The organism is Streptomyces sp. NBC_00385 (genome assembly GCF_035917155.1).
Lineage (GTDB): Bacteria > Actinomycetota > Actinomycetes > Streptomycetales > Streptomycetaceae > Streptomyces > Streptomyces poriferorum.
The window spans coordinates 2648414-2665407 of record NZ_CP107951.1 but is presented as its reverse complement, the minus strand read 5'-3'; the positions used below and the strand labels follow the sequence as shown (position 1 = coordinate 2665407).

Genomic DNA, 16994 nt, shown 5'->3' with positions numbered 1-16994 from the left:
GATGCCCCCGGAGAGGGCCTGGGAAAGAGATTTGCGCTGGTCCAGGGCGTGACGTAGAGTTGCAATCACAACGACGCGGGGTGGAGCAGCTCGGTAGCTCGCTGGGCTCATAACCCAGAGGTCGCAGGTTCAAATCCTGTCCCCGCTACTGAAGACAGAGGGCCGGATCCTTTCGAGGATCCGGCCCTCTGTGCATGCAGCGCAGGGTTCGGCCCGGCTCAGGGCTTGTGGCCCACCGCCTCGCCGTACATCGCCCGGTCCACGGCCTTGTCCTCCGGTACCGGGTCCCCGGTCGAGACCCCCGAGTCGGCGTACGCCTTCTGCAGCCGGTCCGTCGTGCCCTTCCTGATCTCCCAGTCCATCCGCATCGAGGGTGTCGATCGCAGGGTGGCTTCGTCGGTCTTCATGAGCCCGGCCAGTTCGGCGACGAAGGCGGGGTCGGACTTGTAGTCGCCCGCGAAGTAGGTGTTCACCGTGCGGATGTAGGCCCGGAGGAAGGCGACGCCCGCGTCCGGGTCCTTGTTCAGCAGGTTCGGACCGAACAGCAGCCCGCCGAGCGGCTCGCCGACGGGCTGGCCGCCGAGGAAGGCGTACTTCTTGTCGCCGTCCACCTTCCGCCAGATCGGGTCGAGCAGCCAGGCGGAGTCCACGCCACCGTTCTGCAGGGCGGTGAGCACGTCCGCGGAGCCGAGCTGCTGGAAGCTGATCCTGTCGAGCCCGCCGCCGTGCTTCTTCAGCGACGTGTCCATCGGATACGCGATCACGGAGCCCTTGCCGATCATCGTGCCGAGCTTTCGCCCGGCCATGTCCACGTGATCGGCGCTCTCGCCCTCCTTGAGGCGTACCCACAGGCCGCTCTTGGAGGTCGGGTCCGGGGAGAAGTTGCCCGCCACCCACTTGATGGCGAAGCCGCCGTTGATGCCGTTCATCACCGCGGCCTCGGGCGCGGCCCACTGCGCGTCGACGTCGCCCTTGGCGAGCAGCGGCAGGGCGTCCGGGGTGGGCAGCACCTTCAGGGAGACGTCAAGACCCTCCTTGGCGAACTCACCCTTGGCGACCGCGACCTGGAGAGGTGCGACGTACTCCGCGCTCAGGGTCCCGGTGGCGACGGTGATCTTCCGTTTCTTCGCGAGCGGCTGCGGCGCCGGTGCGCCCTTGACGCAGCGGGCGGGCTTGCGGTCGGGTGCGAGGTCCGAGGGGTCGGTCCAGCCGCCGGCGCCGCAGCCGGCGACCGGCTTGACGGTGCGCGGTGCGGTGTCGGCGGCGGCGTCGCCGGACGGGTCGTTCCCGGCGCAGCCCGCAGCGCCGAGCAGGGACGCCGCCACGAGCACAACGGTGCAGGTGAAAGGGGTACGTGTACGCACAGTGCCTCCGTACGGGGAGCGGGTGGAACCGTTCACGACTGACTGCGGCCGCGGTCGCGCGGGGCCCACGGGGTGAGTAGCCGGCCCGCGATCCGCACGACTTCGGAGAAGACGACGCCGAGCACCGCCACGCAGACGATGCCGACGAACATCACGTCGTTCTGGAACAGGGCGCGGGAGTCGAAGATCAGGTGCCCGAGCCCGTCGGCCGCCGCGATCTGCTCCGAGGCGACGATGACCAGGACGGCCACCCCCGCCGCGATCCGCGCACCGACCAGGACGGCGGGGAGTGAGGCGGGCAGCAGGATGTGCCGGAACATCTGCCAGGGCGAGGCGCCGAACACCTGCCCCGCGTCGCGGTGTCCGGACGGGACGGCGAGCACGGCTGCCATCGTCGAGATCCAGACGAAGAAGAAGACGGTGGCGGCGACCAGGGCGATCTGCGGTCCCTCGCCGAGGCCGAACATATTGAGGAACACCGGCAGCAGCGCCAGCTTCGGTACGACGTAGAGGGCGTCGAGCAGCGGTTCCAGGGCGGCCCGGACGAGCGCGAGCGAACCCATCAGCAGGCCGAGGGCGTAACCCGCGACCGTGCCGATCGCGTAGCCGCCGAGGACCCGTTTGAGCGTGGCCCGGACGTCCGGCCACAGATCGCCGTCGGCCGCCCGGTCCCAGCCGTCCGCGAGGATGGTCGAGGGCGCGGGGTAGACGCGTTCGTCGATCCAGGACCTGGCGGCGGCCAGTTGCCAGAGCAGGACCAGGAGCAGCGGGACGGCGACGGCGAGCGCGACCTCCAGCGTGCGGCGCCTGCGATGGGTGCGTACGGGATGGAGTTCCTGCGGCCCCGGCCTGCGGACCAGGACCTGTTCCTCAGGGGTGGTGGTGGACTTCAGGGCTGTGCTCATGCCTGCGCCGCCTCTCCGCGTACTTCGACGCGCAGCAGTTCCCACAACTCGCTCTTCAACGCGGTGAACTCGGGGGTCGAGCGGATGTCGCCGGTGCGCGGCCGGGCGAACGGCGGGCGGTGTTCGGCGATGATCCGGCCCGGTCTGGCGGACATCACCAGGACCCGGTCGCCGAGCACGATCGCCTCCTCCAGGCTGTGGGTGATGAACAGGGTGGTGGTGCGTGTGGTCTGGGTGAGGTCCAGCAGTTCGTCCTGCATGATCGTGCGCAACTGGGCGTCGAGCGCGGCGAACGGCTCGTCCATCAGCAGGATCTCGGGCTCGACGGCGAGCGCGCGGGCGATCGCCACGCGCTGGCGCATTCCGCCGGAGAGCTCGGCGGGATAGGCGCCGGCGAAGTCGGCGAGACCCAGCCGGGCCAGCCAGTCGCGCGCTCTGGCATCGGCCTCGCGGCGGGGCACGCGCTGGATGTCGAGGCCGAAGCGGACGTTGGCCAGGACGGTCTTCCAGTCATGGATCCCGTAGTCCTGGAAGATCATCGCTGCCGGGCGGGGCGACGCCGTACGGATGGACAGCTCCCCGGCGGTGGGCCGCAGGAGTCCGGCCGCGATCCTCAGCAGGGTGGACTTGCCGCAGCCGGACGGTCCGACGATGCAGGTGAACTCGCCCGGTGCGATGTCGAGATCGACGGGGCCGAGTGCGGCCAGGGCCCGGGTGCCGCGCCCGAAGGAACGGGACAGGGCGTGGGCCCGGAGTTTGGGCGCGGTGACGGACGGCGCGGTTGCCTGGGGTGGGTTCGGGTGCGGGTCTCCCACGGGTGTCTCCTCGTGCACATCGAGGTGCACAGCCGTCGCGGGGGCGGCTGTGATCGCCGATGACGATATGACGACCCGTCAGATTGGGGAAGGGGGTGCGCGACGGCGGAGGGGTGGCCGGCCCCGCCGCGGGCGGCGGCCCGGACATGACGAAAGCGCCCCCACCGGAACATCCGGTGAGGGCGGAGGGGGAGTCGTTCAGGTCAGGCGGGAGCGGCGCAGTTCGGGCAGATGCCGCGGTACGTCATCTCGACGCCGGAGATCATGAAGCCGAAGCGTTCACCGGCCGGCAGGTCCGCGAGCGGGTCGCCCGCCGGGTGCACGTCGCGGATGGCGCCGCACTTCGCGCAGACCAGGTGGTGGTGGGGGCGGTGCGCGTTCGGGTCGTAACGCTTCGCCCGGCGGTCGGTGGAGACCTCGATGACCTCGCCGAGGGTCACCATCTCGCCCAGGGTGTTGTAGACGGTGGCGCGGGAGATCTCGGGCAGCCTGGCGACGGCCCGCGCGTGGACCTCGTCGGCCGTCAGATGCACATGGTCCCCGTCGAGGACCTCGGCCACGACGCGCCGTTGTGCGGTCATGCGCCAGCCGCGTCCACGGAGTCGTTCCAGCAGGTCACTCATGGCGCAAGCCTAGCAGTGGCGGGCGCCTGGTCCTGAACGGGTGTGGATTTGGATGCTGCATTGACTTGGACTTAGTCCATTGTAGGATCAGATACGACATAGGCCAGGGACAGGCTGTGCTCGCCATGACGCCATGACGGCGTGGCGTATACGCAGGAACGACGCAGGAGGCGCACGTGACACAGGGACCGCTCACTACGGAGGCCGGCGCACCGGTCGCCGACAACCAGAACAGCCAGACCGCGGGCGTCGGCGGTCCGGTTCTGGTGCAGGACCAGTCGCTGCTGGAGAAGCTCGCGCACTTCAACCGTGAGCGCATTCCGGAGCGCATCGTGCACGCCCGCGGCGCCGGTGCGTACGGCACGTTCACCCTGACCCGTGACGTCTCGCAGTGGACGCGTGCGAAGTTCCTCTCCGAGGTCGGAAAGCAGACCGAGACGTTCCTGCGGTTCTCCACCGTCGCGGGCAACCTCGGCTCCGCCGACGCGGTGCGGGACCCGCGTGGTTTCGCGCTGAAGTTCTACACCGAGGACGGCAACTACGACCTCGTCGGCAACAACACCCCGGTGTTCTTCATCAAGGACGCCATCAAGTTCCCGGACTTCATCCACACCCAGAAGCGCGACCCGTACACCGGCTCGCAGGAGGCGGACAACGTCTGGGACTTCTGGGGTCTGTCGCCCGAGTCCACCCACCAGGTGACCTGGCTCTTCGGAGACCGGGGCATACCCGCCACGCTGCGCCACATGAACGGGTACGGCTCGCACACCTACCAGTGGAACAACGAGGCCGGCGAGGTCTTCTGGGTCAAGTACCACTTCAAGACCGACCAGGGCATCAGGAACCTCACCCAGGACGAGGCCAACAAGCTCGCGGGTGAGGACCCGGACAGCCACCAGCGCGACCTGCGTGAGTCCATCGAGCGCGGCGAGTTCCCGTCCTGGACCGTGCAGGTCCAGATCATGCCGGCGGCCGAAGCGGCGGCGTACCGCTTCAACCCGTTCGACCTCACCAAGGTGTGGCCGCACGCGGACTACCCGCCGGTCGAGATCGGCAGGCTCGAGCTCAACCGGAACCCCGAGAACGTCTTCGCCGAGACCGAGCAGTCGATCTTCAGCCCCGCACACTTCGTGCCCGGCATCGGTCCGTCCCCCGACAAGATGCTCCAGGGCCGCCTCTTCGCGTACGGCGACGCGCACCGCTACCGCGTCGGCATCAACGCCGACCACCTGCCGGTCAACCGCCCGCACGCCACCGAGGCGCGCACCAACAGCCGTGACGGGTACCTGTACGACGGCCGTCACAAGGGTGCGAAGAACTACGAGCCGAACAGCTTCGGCGGCCCGGCCCAGACCGACCGCCCCCTGTGGGAGCCCACCCAGGTCACGGGCGGCACCGGCACCCACGAGGCGCCGAGCCACGCCGAGGACGACGACTTCGTACAGGCCGGGAATCTCTACCGGCTCTACTCCGAGGACGAGAAGACCCGGCTGATCGACAACCTCGCCGGGTTCATCGCGAAGGTCTCGCGCGATGACATCGCCGAGCGTGCGATCAACAACTTCCGCCAGGCCGACGGCGACTTCGGCAAGCGCCTGGACGCTGCCGTCCAGGCGCTGCGCGCCTAGGGTCTTCGTTTGGATCAGGCCGGACCCCGCGAGCCCGGCATGATCCAAACGAGAGGCCCTAGTCCTTCAGTCGCGGGACCGGCCGGTTCCCCTGTGCGGGGGCCGGCCGGTCCCGCGTCCGGCCGGGCCGCCGCCTCAGCCGACCAGCTCCACCGGATGGCGCCTGGCCGGTGTCCAGCAGCGGATGATGTCGCGCACCGAGACGATGCCGACCGGTCCGTCGTCGTCCAGCACGATCAGATGCCGGAAGCCCCCGTGTGTCATGGCCTCGGCCGCCTCCTCCAGGGTCCAGGTGGGTGCGGCGAAGACCACATCGGTCGTCGTGTGGGTGGAGGCGGTCTCCGTATCGGGGTCCTGCCCCGATCCCACCGCGTTGAGGATGTCGCGCTCGGTGATGATGCCGAGCCCGCAGGTGTCCGGGTCGTGGACGACGGCTGCTCCGATCCGGCGCGCCGACATCAGCCGGGCGGCCTGGCGGAGGGTGTGGGTCGGGCCGATGGTCAGGACCATCGTGCTCATGGCGTCACGGACGAGCATGAAGGGAGCCACCTCCTTCGTGAAGCGACTCTGTGAGTCGATTCACAAGTTCACAAGTGGGGGGACTCTCAGAGTTGCACCGATATGAGGCGGCAACAAGGGGGAGCGGAGATCGTTCGAGGGGCGTGCGGTGGTGCGGCACGCCCCTCGTCGGTTCCGTTCGCTGCTCAGGACCGTGCGGCCCGGTACGGCGAGGTCAGTAACGCTGGTTCAGGTAACCCAGAAGTTCCTGGTGGAGCGTCCCGTTCGAGGCCGCGGCATTCCCGCCGCCCGGTCCGCTGACTCCGTCCAGGCTGGTGAACAGGCCACCCGCCTCCTGGACGATGATCGCGTTCGCGGCCATGTCCCAGAGCGAGAGCTCCGGCTCCGCGCAGATGTCGACCGAACCCTCGGCGACCATCATGTACGGCCAGAAGTCACCGTACCCACGGGTGCGCCAGCAGGCCCTGGTCAGGTCCATGAAACCGTCCAGCCGGCCCTGCTCCTCCCAGCCGGTCAGCGAGGAGTACGCGAACGAGGCGTCCGCGATGCGCTCCACCTTCGAGACACTGAGCCTGGTCGCGGAGGTCAGGCTGCGGCCGGAGAACGCACCCGCGCCCTTCGCGGCCCACCACCGGCGCTGCAGCGCCGGTGCCGACACCACGCCGACCACCGGCTGGAAACCGTCCTCGCCGGCCTCCATCAGGGAGATGAGCGTCGCCCAGACAGGCACGCCGCGAACATAGTTCTTGGTGCCGTCGATCGGGTCGATCACCCAGCGGCGCGGACCCGTCCCCTCGATCCCGTACTCCTCGCCCAGGATCGCGTCGCGCGGCCGTGCCCGATGGAGGTGGCCGCGGATCAGCTCCTCGGCGGCCTTGTCGGCCTCGCTCACCGGCGTCATGTCCGGCTTGGTCTCGACCTTGAGGTCCAGAGCCTTGAACCGGTCCATCGTCGTCGCGTCGGCGGCGTCCGCCAGCACGTGGGCAAGGCGCAGATCATCGTGGTAGTCGGGCATGCCGTCACAGTATCCACCGCGGGTGAACGGAGCCACAGGGCCCCGGAGGCTGCGTGAAGCCTTGACAGTGCGGGGGAGCGCCTCAACTCTGAAACGCAGAGCCCCTGGGCCCTGTCCGGAGTGCCGGACACGGCCCTGGCGTGGGAGGCGACGATGCCGACAGCGCGGGAAGCACTGCTGGACGCCGCCCACGCGGCGCTCGCCGCACGGCCCTGGCCCACCGTGCGGATGGTCGACGTCGCCGCGGCCGCCGGGGTGTCCCGGCAGACGCTCTACAACGAGTTCGGCAGCAAGGACGGACTGGCCCGGGCCCTGGTCCGGCGCGCCGCCGACAGCTATCTCGCCGGCGTCGAACGGGCCCTGGCATCCGCCGGCGGCACGGGCGACAGGCTCGCCGCCACCGCCGCCTGGACGGTCCGCGCCACACGGGCGAACGCCCTGGTCAGGGGGCTGCTCACGGGCTGCTGGGGTGAGCGGTTACCCCACCCCGTCGCCGCGCCGCGACGCCCTGCCTCCGCCGTGCCCGCCCAGCGCAGGGCCGACGCCGGACCACCGACCCCCGCCGAACTCCTCGGACAGGTCAGGGACCGGGCGGTGGCCGTACTGGACGACGGGCGCCCGCCGCACGACCCGGCCGCCCTGGCCATGACCTGCGAGCTCGCCCTGCGGCTCGCCCTGTCCTACGCGCTGGTGCCCGGGGGCGGTGCGGGAGACGGGGTGCAACTGGTACGGGACGTCGTGGAACGGCTGCCGGACGCGGATGCGCGACCGGGGTGGCCCGTCAGTGCGAGGAGCCGGACAGCTGAAGACCGATCACACCGAGGATCACCAGAGAGATCGAGACCAGCTTGAGCGTGGACACCACGTCGTCCAGGAAGACCATGCCGTAGATCGCGGTGCCCGCGGCCCCGATGCCGGTCCACACCGCGTAGGCGGGCCCGACGTCGAGCTTCTTCAACGACAGGGTCAGCAGACCGAAACTGCCGAGGGCGAAGATGCAGAAGGCGATGGTCGGCCAGAGCCGGGTGAAGCCGTGCGAGAGCTTGAGGCAGACCGCGAAGCCGGTCTCCAGAAGTCCCGCGACCACGACCAGCAGCCACGCCATCGTCAGTGCCCCTCCCGCGTAGGTGACCGCCTTGTACCGCTGGGTGTGATTATGCACTTACCAATGGCGGGTGATCGCAAACGTGGCGGGGCCTGTCGCCTTCGCGTCGCTCCCGGGCCCTGCGCCCTCGTGCCGCCCGCGGCGGACGGCGTCAGTCGCCCTCGCGCCGCTCCCGGGTGGACAGCAGCCGGCGCAGCGAGTCCAGCCGTGCCGGATCGGCGTGCCCCGCCGCCACCCAGGCGTCCAGCGCACATTCCGGTTGCTGGCTGTCGTGGGTGCACCCGCGCGGGCACTCCTCGGTGCCGGGCTGGAGGTCGGGGAACGCGTTGATGACCCGGGACGGGTCGATGTGGTGCAGCCCGAAGGAGCGGACGCCGGGGGTGTCGATCACCCAGCCCCGGTAGTCCGGCAGCGGGAGCGCCAGCGCCGACGTGGTGGTGTGCCGGCCGCGGCCGGTGACCGCGTTGACGACCCCGGTGGTGCGGCGCCTGTCCTTGGGGACGAGGGCGTTGACCAGGGTGGTCTTGCCGACACCGGAGTGCCCGACGAAGGCGGTGACCCGGTCGTTCAGCTGCTCGCGGACCCGGTCGGCCGCGTCGCCGTTCTCCAGTTCCTCGCGGCTGGTGACGATGAACGGGACCCCCAGCGGGGTGTAGGCCTCCAGCAGCTTGTCCGGGGAGGCCAGATCGGACTTGGTCAGCACCAGGAGAGGGGAGAGCCCGCCGTCGTACGCGGCGACCAGACAGCGGTCGATCATGCGCGGCCGGGGTTCCGGATCCGCCAGTGCGGTGACGATCGCCAGCTGGTCCGCGTTGGCCACCACGACCCGCTCGAACGGGTCGTCGTCGTCGGCCGTCCGGCGCAGCACCGTCCGGCGCTCACCGATCCGGACGATCCGGGCGAGAGTGTCCTTCTCGCCGGACAGATCGCCGACGATGGAGACGGTATCGCCCACCACCGCGGCCTTGCGGCCCAGCTCACGGGCCTTCATCGCGACGACCGTACGGCCCTCGACGAGACAGGTGAGGCGGCCGCGGTCCACGGTGAGGACCATGCCCTCCTCGGCGTCCTCGTGCTTGGGCCGGATGTGCGTACGAGGCCGGTTGCCCTTGCGGTTGGGGCGGACCCGGATGTCGTCCTCGTCGGGGTTCTTGCCGTAGCGGCGCATGTCTCAGGCCCCGAGCATTCCGGTCCACATCTGCGGGAAGTCGGGCAGGGTCTTGGCGGTCGTCGCCACGTTCTCGATCTCCACTCCGGGGACGGCAAGGCCGATGATCGACCCCGCGGTGGCCATGCGGTGGTCGTCGTACGTATGGAAGGTACCGCCGTGCAGCGGCCGGGGCCGGATGTGGAGGCCGTCGGCGGTCTCGGTGACGTCGCCGCCCAGCTCGTTGATCTCCTTGGTGAGCGCGGCCAGCCGGTCCGTCTCGTGCAGCCGCAGGTGGGCGACGCCGCTCAGGGTGGAGGGGGAGTCGGCCAGGGCCGCGACGGCCGCGATGCCCGGGGTCAGCTCGCCGACCTCGCCGAGGTCGACGTCGATGCCGTGGATCCGGCCCGAGCCGGTGAAGGTCAGCCCGTGCTCGGTCAGCTCGCAGCTGCCGCCCATCGCGGTGAAGATCTCGCGCAGCGCGTCACCGGGTTGTGTGGTGCGCAGCGGCCAGTCCGGAACGGTGACCCGGCCACCGGTGACCAGTGCCGCGGCCAGGAACGGCTGGGCGTTGGACAGGTCGGGCTCCACGGTCAGGTCGCGGCCCAGCAGCGCCGAGGGGGAGACCCGCCAGACGTTCGGCTCGCCGCCCGTCTCCGGCTCGTCCACCTGGGCGCCGACGGCCCGCAGCATGTCGACGGTCATCCGGATGTGGGGCATCGAGGGCAGCAGGGCGCCGGTGTGGCGTACCTCCACGCCCTGGTTGAAACGCGGCGCCGACAGCAGCAGCGCCGAGACGAACTGGGAGGACGAGGAGGCGTCGATCGCGACCGGGCCGCCGTCCAGCGCGCCGCCGCCGTGCACGGTCATCGGCAGGGAACCGCGGCCGTCGTCGTCGATCCGGGCGCCGAGCACGCGCAGGGCGTCGATCACGCCCGTCAGCGGGCGCTCGTAGGAACGGGGGTCGCCGTCGAAGCGGACCGTCCCGTTGGCCAGGGTCGCCACGGGGGGCAGGAAGCGCATGACCGTACCGGCGTTGCCGACATCGACGGTGACCGGGCCGTGCAGACCGGCCGGGATGACCCGCCAGGCCTCGCCCGAACCGTCGGGGCCGCCGGCGACGGACGAGCTGGAGGACACCGTCTCCTCGATGCCGACGCCCATCGCGCGCAGCGCCTCGGCCATCAGCAGGGTGTCGCGGGAGCGCAGCGGGCGGCGCAGCCACCCGGGCTCCGAGGAGAGCGCGGCGAGCACGAGCGCGCGGTTGGTGACCGACTTCGATCCGGGCACCGTGACGGTGGCGTCGACGGCTCCGCTCGCGTGAGGGGCGGGCCAGAGGGCGGGGTGCACGGAACTTTCGGTCATGGGGTCACTTTAGAGCGTCGGGCAAACGGGGCGTGGCGGCGCGGGCCGGGCTCACAGCCCCAGCAGCCAGCGGCCGCCGCCGATGAGCGAGCAGAGCGACACCGCGTGGAACAGGAACAGCCACAGCGCGGCCGGCACGTCCGTCAGCCGGGACAACTGGTCCGCGTCCGAGTCCGGTGCCCCGCCGTGCCGCCGCTTGGACTGCAGCTCGAACGCCGGGCGCACACCGCCCAGCAGCAGGAACCACACCGCGCTGTAGGCGAACAGGGACTGCCAGGCGGGCGAGGCCAGCCAGGACACCAGCAGGAAGAGCGATCCGGTGAGGATGACCGTCAGCGCCCCGTACACATTGCGGATCATCACCAGCATCACCGCGAGCAGCGCCGTGGCCAGCCACAGCAGCAGCGTGATCCGGCCGTTCACCAGCAGCCAGGCACCGCCCAGACCCAGCAACGGCGGTGCGGTGTAGCCCGCCGCGGCGGTCAGGACCATGCCGATCCCGGTCGGCTTGCCCCGGCTCACCGTCAGCCCGCTGGTGTCCGAGTGCAGCCGGATGCCCGAGAGCTGCCGTCCGGTGACCAGGGCGATCAGCCCGTGGCCGCCCTCGTGGGCGATGGTGATCGCGTTGCGTGACAGCCGCCATATGAAGTTCGGTACGACGGCGATGAGCGCGGCGGTGGCGGTCACCACCACCAGCCACTGCTCGGGGGCGGGCTGGGTGCCGAAGACGCGGTCCCACAGATTGCCGAGATCGGTGCTGTCCATGGTGTGGGCGGCTCCTTGCGGTATTGGCGTCATTGACGTCATCGGGGTCCGGTCCGGATGACGGTCGTGGCAGTCTGGCACCTATGTGCGGACGGTATGCAGCGAGTCGGCGGCCCGAGGATCTGACCGGACTCTTCCAGGTGGAGAAGTGGGAACCGGCCGAGACGCTGGAACCCGATTACAACGTGGCGCCGACCAAGGAGGTCTACGCCGTACTGGAACGTCCTGTGAAGGACGCCGACGACCAGCGTCCGGTTCGCCAGTTGCGCGCCCTGAAGTGGGGACTCGTGCCCTCCTGGGCCAAATCCCCGGAGGGCGGCGCCCGGATGATCAACGCCCGCGCCGAGACGGTCCACGAGAAGCCGTCCTTCCGCCGCCCCTTCGTCTCCCGGCGCTGCATCCTGCCGGCCGACGGCTATTACGAGTGGGTGACCGGCAGCGAGGAGCGGCAGCTGGAGGAGAAGGGGCGGAAGAAGCGCCCCCGCAAGCAGCCGTACTTCGTGACGCCCGCCGACGGATCGGTCTTCGCCATGGCCGGTCTCTACGAGTTCTGGCGCGACCGGACCCTGCCGGACGACCACCCCCGGGCCTGGTGGGTGACCTGCTCGGTGATCACGACCGAGGCGGAGACGGCCCCGCTGGCCGTCGCGCCCGCCGAGGGCCCGTCCGCGCTCGCCGACATCCACCCCCGGATGCCGCTGATGCTGACCCCGGACCGCTGGGACGACTGGCTCGACCCGTCCCGCACCGACGTCGAGGAGCTGCGCGGGCTGCTCGCGCCCCCGCCCGGCGGGCTCATGCGGGCGTATCCGGTGGCCACCGCCGTCAGCAACGTCCGCAACAACGGACCGGAGTTGAAGGACGAGCTCGCCGCGCCCGAGGTGAGCACGCTGTTCTGAGGGACGTGCCGTACCCCGGGCGGCTCGCCGCGGGTTGGTTGGATGGGGGCGTGAAAGCCACCGAGAAGGAACCCCGCACCGAGACTGTCGACACCGAGCCCGGTACGGCTCGGATCACCTGGCTGCCCGCGGAGAAGCCCCGCCTCCTGCTCGCGCTCGGACACGGCGCGGGCGGCGGCATCGAGGCCCGGGACCTCAAGGCCCTCGCCGCCGCGCTGCCCGCCCACGGGGTGAGCGTCGCTCTGGTGGAGCAGCCCTGGCGGGTCGCCGGGAAGAAGCTGGCGCCCGCCCCGAAGACCCTGGACACCGGCTGGCGGGGCCTGTGGCCGGCACTGGCGGCACCGGGGCTCCCGGTCGTCGCCGGAGGGCGCAGCGCCGGGGCCAGGGTCGCCTGCCGGACCGCGGCGGAGCTCGGCGCCCGGGCGGTCCTCGCGCTCAGCTTCCCGCTGCACCCTCCGGGCCGCCCCGAGAAGTCCCGCGCCGACGAGCTCCTGGGCTCCGGCCTCCCCACGCTCGTCGTCCAGGGCGGCAACGACCCGTTCGGCAAACCCGCCGAATTCCCTCCGGGGGAGTACCAGATGGCCGAGGTGCCGCACGGGGACCACGGCTTCGCCGTCCCCAAGCGCTCCGGGCTGACCGAGGACCGGGCGATGGAGATCCTCACCACGTCCGTGACCGGCTGGCTGGCCGGAATCGTGTGATCCGGGACCGGCCCGGGACCCGGGAATGTTGAACGGGGGGCCGCTGTTGTTCGGGACGTCGGTACACCAACGTCGTCTGTGGAGAGGGAGTCCGTCGCATGGGTTCGACCATCTGCCCGCGTCGCTCGAACGCCGCTGACCTGGAGTGGACGGTGCTGCATGCGGCCAAGACCACTCCCGAGCGGGCACTGAGCGGATCGGATCGACAGCCCGCGTCGGACCAAGGTCGACTATTCTCCGATTCGAGCGGGTCCGGTTTCGGCTCCGCCACAGCGTTGGAGGAGGTGGGTCCGGTCACTGGGACCGACACAGGGACCGACGACGGCCGCCCGCAGGAGACGACCGCCGAGCGCAACGCGCGCTTCGAGCGCGATGCCCTCGGTTTCCTCGACCAGATGTACTCGGCCGCGCTGCGCATGACGCGCAACCCCGCGGACGCCGAGGATCTGGTCCAGGAGACGTACGCCAAGGCGTACGGCTCCTTCCATCAGTTCCGTGAGGGCACCAACCTCAAGGCGTGGATGTACCGCATCCTCACCAACACCTTCATCAACTCGTACCGCAAGAAGCAGCGCGAACCCCAGCGCAGTGCGGCCGAGGAGATCGAGGACTGGCAGCTGGCCCGTGCCGAGTCGCACATGTCGACCGGTCTGCGCTCCGCCGAGTCCCAGGCTCTTGACCACCTGCCCGACTCCGATGTGAAGTCTGCGCTGCAGGCCATCCCCGAAGAGTTCCGCATCGCCGTCTATCTCGCCGATGTAGAGGGCTTTGCCTACAAGGAGATCGCGGACATCATGGGGACTCCCATTGGTACGGTGATGTCCCGACTGCACCGGGGCCGCCGTCAACTGCGCGGCATGCTGGAGGACTACGCCCGTGACCGCGGGCTCGTCCCGGCGGGCGCCGGTGAGTCGGACGATCGGAAAGGCTCGGGCTCATGAGCTGCGGAGAGCCGCACGAGACGGAGTGCGCTGAGGTCCTCGATCACCTCTACGAGTTCCTCGACCGGGAGATGCCCGACAGCGACTGCAACAAGTTCGAGGTGCACTTCGGCGAGTGCTCCCCGTGCCTGGAGAAGTACGGCCTGGAGCAGGCCGTGAAGAAGCTGGTCAAGCGCTGCTGCGGTCAGGACGACGTCCCGGCCGACCTGCGCTCGAAGGTGATGGGCCGGATCGACCTGATCCGGTCCGGGCAGGCGGTACCGGAACAGGACGTCACGGTCTCCGACACCGAGCTGCCGGCCGCCGCCAACGAATGACGCATCACCCGAACGTGCTAATCGCAGTCGACGGCACTCTGCCGGGACGCCCAACTCGCTAGCCTGACGCCTCCATTGGCGATGCTGGGGGGCGGGCGGAACGGGTGAGAGCCTTACGTGGCGCGGCGCGGGCGTACATCCTGGCCGTCGCGCTCGGCGCAGCCCTGTGTGTTCTGCCCGCGCTGCGTCCCGGCGCGGGCACCCCGTGGACCACCCTCGGACTGCTCACCGGGCTCTACCTCGTCTGTGAACTGCCCGGCCGCTGTCCGTTCTTCGGCAGCTCCGTGCCCATCAGCGCCGGATCGTTCTTTCCCCTGCTGCTCGCCGCCGCTTTCCTGCTGCCGCCCCCGGCCGCCGCACTGGTCGCGATCCCGGGCTCGCTCGTCGGGCGGGTGGAGAAGCCGCCCGCCACGGCCCGCCGGATCTGGCGGGCCGGCCAGCTGGCCGTCACCGTCTGGGCGGCCTCGTCGGTGCACACGCTGCTCGGTGGCCCCACCGCGCTCGGCGGCCCGGGGCCGGACCGGCTCCCCGACCTCCCGTACGCGCTGCTGCCCGCCTGCACCGCCGCGCTGGTCTTCAGCCTCGTCCTGACCGCCCTGGACGGCTCCATCCTCGCCGCGGCGGAACAGCTGCCCCTGCGGCGCGCCTGGAGCGGGCTGCTGCCGCGTTCGCTGGGGCCGCACCTGGTGCACGGTCTCGCCGGGCTGATGATGGCGATCCTGTGGCACAGCTCGTACGGGCCGCTGGCCGCGCTCTTCGTCCTGCTGCCGATGTACATCTCCTGCTGGGTCTTCGCCCAGTACCACCGTGAGCACGCCGCGCACCGCGCCACGATCAGGGCCCTCGTGCAGGCCGTCGACATCAAGGACACCTACACCCGGGGGCACAGCGAACGGGTGGGGCGCGCGTCCGTGCTCATCGCGCGGGAGCTGGGCATGGCGCAGGAGCGCATCGAGGTGCTCCGCTTCGCCGGGATCCTGCACGACGTGGGGAAGCTCGGGGTGCCGACGAGGGTGCTGCGCAAGGACGGACCCCTGACGCCGGAGGAACGCCGGGTGATCGAGCTGCACCCGGAGTACGGCCACGAGATCGTCCGCGGCATCGGATTCCTCGGCGAGGCCCGGGCCGCGATCCTGCACCACCACGAACGGCTCGACGGCAGCGGGTACCCGTACGGGCTGACCGGCCGCCGGATCCCCGAGTTCGCCCGCGTCGTCGCCGTCGCCGATGCCTTCGACGCGATGACCTCGACCCGCTCCTACCGGCCGGGGCGCCCGGTTCCGGTCGCTGTGGAGGAGCTCAAGCGGTGTGCGGGCACCCAGTTCGACCCGCAGATGGTCCGGGCGCTGGCGCGGGGGCTGGAACGGCACGGGTGGTCGGGGGCCGCGACGGCGGACGAGGCGCGGGTTCCGGTGCCGCGGGGGCAGGACGCGGCCAGGGACGTGGCTGCCGGGTCCGCCCCAGAACGGGTGCGTCATCGGTCGCCGGACGGACCCGGTCGCGGCGCCCCGGACCGTCCGCGGTGAGCCCCCGGTGGATACGGCTGCCGCCCGTCGTCCTGGCCGTCCGTGGCGCGGCCCTCGCGCTCGCCGCCGCAGGGCTGGTGCACACCTTGTGGCACGGCGTCCACGAACCCGGCCACGCCCTCGCCTTCGGGCTGCTCATCACCATCGGTGAGCTGGCCCGCTGGGGCGCCCAGCCGGGGGAACGGGAGCCCGCGCCGCTCGGAGCGGCCGGGGCGCTCGCGTACGCCCTGCTCGGAAGCAGCGGCGGGGAGCCGACCAGCCACGGGGTGCTCCAGGTGATCGCCGTGCTCGTCGCGGCGCAGCTCGTCGCCTCCGTGCCCCATGTCGCGCGGGGCAGCGGGCCCGGCCCCGACCAGGTGGCCCGCCGCGTCCTGACCGTCACCTTCGCGGCCGTCTGCTTCCAGCCGCTGTACAACTCCGGCCGGTCCGGCGACTGGTTCGGCGACGGCCCGTACTACGCGGCCTTCCTCCTCGTGCTCCTCGGCCTCACCGCCCTGTGCGACGCCGTGCTCGGCGCCCTGCTGCTGCGGGCCCGCACACTGCCCCGCAGCCTCCGGGCGGCCGGACTGACCCCCGTCCCCTACGGGCCGCTGCTCCGCGACGAGCTGCGGGCGCTGGGCGGCATCGGGTCGGCGGTCTGTGCCACCGGTGCCGTGATGGCGCTCGGGGTCGCCGTCGCCGGGCTGTGGGCGCTGCCCGTCCTGTGCGTACCGCTGCTCCTCACCCAGGTGTCCTTCCGCCGGTTCGCCGCGGTGCGCACCACCTACCGGCAGACCATCGCCTCGCTCGCCCGGTCCACCGAGATCGCCGGGTACACCCCGCACGGCCATGCCCGCAGGGTGGCGGTGCTCTGCACGGCCGTCGGGCGTGAGATGGGCCTCTCCGGGCCCGACCTCACCGTCCTGGAGTACGCGGCGCTGATGCACGACATCGGCCAGCTCTCGCTCGTCGACCCGGTACCGGACGGGGCGACCGCCTCCCTGCCGGCCGCCGAGCAGCGCCGGATCGCCCTGCTGGGCGGGGCCGTGGTCCGCCAGACCGGGGTGGACACCGAGGTCGCCGTCGTCGTGGAACAGCAGGCGGACCCCTACCGCGAGCAGCCGCTTTCCGCCAGGATCGTCCGGGCGGTCAACGCATACGACGACCTGTGCGGGGAAGGGATCGGCGGGCCGCTCGGCGCCCTGGAACAGCTCAGGCTCGGGACCGGCCGTGATTACCAGCCCCAGGTGGTGGAATCGCTCGCCAGGGTTCTGGCCAGGGGCGGTCTGACCCCCGTCCCGCCTGGGTAACCCATGGGTAATGAGCGGGCGTCCGGCCGGGCATGGTTGGATGCGAAGAGAGTGGAAAACGAGGGTGTCC

Annotated in this window: 18 protein-coding genes and 1 tRNA gene; 9 read left to right on the top strand and 10 right to left on the bottom strand. The window is 71.0% G+C overall.

The genetic code is table 11. The features are described from left to right. The first annotated feature begins 74 nt into the window (after window positions 1-74). A tRNA-Met gene (locus OG959_RS11515) sits at window positions 75-148 on the top strand. Window positions 149-218: 70 nt separating this feature from the next. Here the strand turns inward: OG959_RS11515 and OG959_RS11510 are convergent. The 4 genes from OG959_RS11510 to OG959_RS11495 all read right to left on the bottom strand — a co-directional run bounded on the left by OG959_RS11510 (window position 219) and on the right by OG959_RS11495 (window position 3707). After that, window positions 219-1364, bottom strand: a complete 1146-nt coding sequence (locus tag OG959_RS11510; protein WP_326658063.1) for an ABC transporter substrate-binding protein — start codon at window positions 1362-1364, stop codon at window positions 219-221. Window positions 1365-1396: 32 nt separating this feature from the next. After that, window positions 1397-2269, bottom strand: coding sequence for an ABC transporter permease (locus OG959_RS11505; RefSeq protein WP_326658062.1), 873 nt, complete (start codon window positions 2267-2269; stop codon window positions 1397-1399). Next, entirely contained in the window at window positions 2266-3084 is an 819-nt protein-coding gene (locus tag OG959_RS11500) for an ABC transporter ATP-binding protein (RefSeq protein WP_326658061.1), read from the bottom strand. The genes OG959_RS11505 and OG959_RS11500 overlap by 4 nt, the downstream gene beginning before the upstream one ends. A gap of 203 nt (window positions 3085-3287) precedes the next feature. Further along, window positions 3288-3707 (bottom strand): Fur family transcriptional regulator, encoded by a 420-nt coding sequence (locus tag OG959_RS11495; RefSeq protein WP_326658060.1) that lies wholly within the window; start codon window positions 3705-3707, stop codon window positions 3288-3290. Between the two features lie 176 nt (window positions 3708-3883). Here OG959_RS11495 and OG959_RS11490 point away from each other — a divergent pair, with 176 nt between their 5' ends. Further along, a complete protein-coding gene (locus OG959_RS11490; RefSeq protein WP_326658059.1) occupies window positions 3884-5335 on the top strand; it encodes a catalase in 1452 nt (483 codons plus the stop codon). Between the two features lie 135 nt (window positions 5336-5470). On the opposite strand, the gene OG959_RS11485 is transcribed toward OG959_RS11490, so the two are convergent. Then, window positions 5471-5872: a CBS domain-containing protein gene (locus OG959_RS11485; protein WP_326658058.1), complete on the bottom strand. Its 402-nt coding sequence runs from the start codon at window positions 5870-5872 to the stop codon at window positions 5471-5473. A gap of 196 nt (window positions 5873-6068) precedes the next feature. Next, complete coding sequence (gene hisN / locus OG959_RS11480; RefSeq protein WP_326658057.1) at window positions 6069-6869, bottom strand: histidinol-phosphatase; 801 nt, start codon at window positions 6867-6869, stop codon at window positions 6069-6071. A 153-nt stretch (window positions 6870-7022) separates the two neighbouring features. Here hisN and OG959_RS11475 point away from each other — a divergent pair, with 153 nt between their 5' ends. Next, a complete protein-coding gene (locus tag OG959_RS11475; protein WP_326658056.1) occupies window positions 7023-7721 on the top strand; it encodes a TetR/AcrR family transcriptional regulator in 699 nt (232 codons plus the stop codon). Here the strand turns inward: OG959_RS11475 and OG959_RS11470 are convergent. The 4 genes from OG959_RS11470 to OG959_RS11455 all read right to left on the bottom strand — a co-directional run bounded on the left by OG959_RS11470 (window position 7651) and on the right by OG959_RS11455 (window position 11251). Continuing rightward, the gene (locus OG959_RS11470; protein WP_030915586.1) at window positions 7651-7974 is read right to left on the bottom strand and encodes a DMT family transporter; all 324 of its coding nucleotides are present in this window, start codon (window positions 7972-7974) and stop codon (window positions 7651-7653) included. The genes OG959_RS11475 and OG959_RS11470 overlap by 71 nt on opposite strands. A 151-nt stretch (window positions 7975-8125) precedes the next feature. After that, entirely contained in the window at window positions 8126-9142 is a 1017-nt protein-coding gene (gene rsgA, locus OG959_RS11465) for a ribosome small subunit-dependent GTPase A (RefSeq protein ID WP_326658055.1), read from the bottom strand. 3 nt (window positions 9143-9145) lie between these two features. Then, on the bottom strand, window positions 9146-10486 hold the full coding sequence (gene aroA / locus OG959_RS11460) for a 3-phosphoshikimate 1-carboxyvinyltransferase (protein WP_326658054.1): 1341 nt from the start codon (window positions 10484-10486) through the stop codon (window positions 9146-9148). Between the two features lie 51 nt (window positions 10487-10537). Further along, complete coding sequence (locus OG959_RS11455) at window positions 10538-11251, bottom strand: M50 family metallopeptidase (RefSeq protein ID WP_326658053.1); 714 nt, start codon at window positions 11249-11251, stop codon at window positions 10538-10540. Window positions 11252-11334: 83 nt separating this feature from the next. On the opposite strand from OG959_RS11455, the gene OG959_RS11450 reads away from it, so the two are divergent. The 6 genes from OG959_RS11450 to OG959_RS11425 all read left to right on the top strand — a co-directional run bounded on the left by OG959_RS11450 (window position 11335) and on the right by OG959_RS11425 (window position 16924). Then, window positions 11335-12150, top strand: coding sequence for an SOS response-associated peptidase (locus tag OG959_RS11450; protein WP_326658052.1), 816 nt, complete (start codon window positions 11335-11337; stop codon window positions 12148-12150). Window positions 12151-12200: 50 nt separating this feature from the next. Then, window positions 12201-12851 carry an alpha/beta hydrolase family protein gene (locus tag OG959_RS11445; RefSeq protein WP_326658051.1) on the top strand — a complete coding sequence of 217 codons (651 nt, stop codon included), beginning with the start codon at window positions 12201-12203 and terminating at the stop codon, window positions 12849-12851. A gap of 284 nt (window positions 12852-13135) precedes the next feature. Next, window positions 13136-13792, top strand: coding sequence for a sigma-70 family RNA polymerase sigma factor (locus tag OG959_RS11440; RefSeq protein ID WP_018105559.1), 657 nt, complete (start codon window positions 13136-13138; stop codon window positions 13790-13792). Next, complete coding sequence (rsrA, locus tag OG959_RS11435; RefSeq protein WP_219567557.1) at window positions 13789-14109, top strand: mycothiol system anti-sigma-R factor; 321 nt, start codon at window positions 13789-13791, stop codon at window positions 14107-14109. Before OG959_RS11440 ends, rsrA begins: the two co-directional genes overlap by 4 nt. Before the next feature lie 104 nt (window positions 14110-14213). Next, complete coding sequence (locus OG959_RS11430) at window positions 14214-15635, top strand: HD-GYP domain-containing protein (RefSeq protein ID WP_326658050.1); 1422 nt, start codon at window positions 14214-14216, stop codon at window positions 15633-15635. Beyond that, window positions 15632-16924 (top strand): HD-GYP domain-containing protein, encoded by a 1293-nt coding sequence (locus tag OG959_RS11425; RefSeq protein WP_326658049.1) that lies wholly within the window; start codon window positions 15632-15634, stop codon window positions 16922-16924. The genes OG959_RS11430 and OG959_RS11425 overlap by 4 nt, the downstream gene beginning before the upstream one ends. The last annotated feature ends 70 nt before the right edge of the window (window positions 16925-16994 follow it).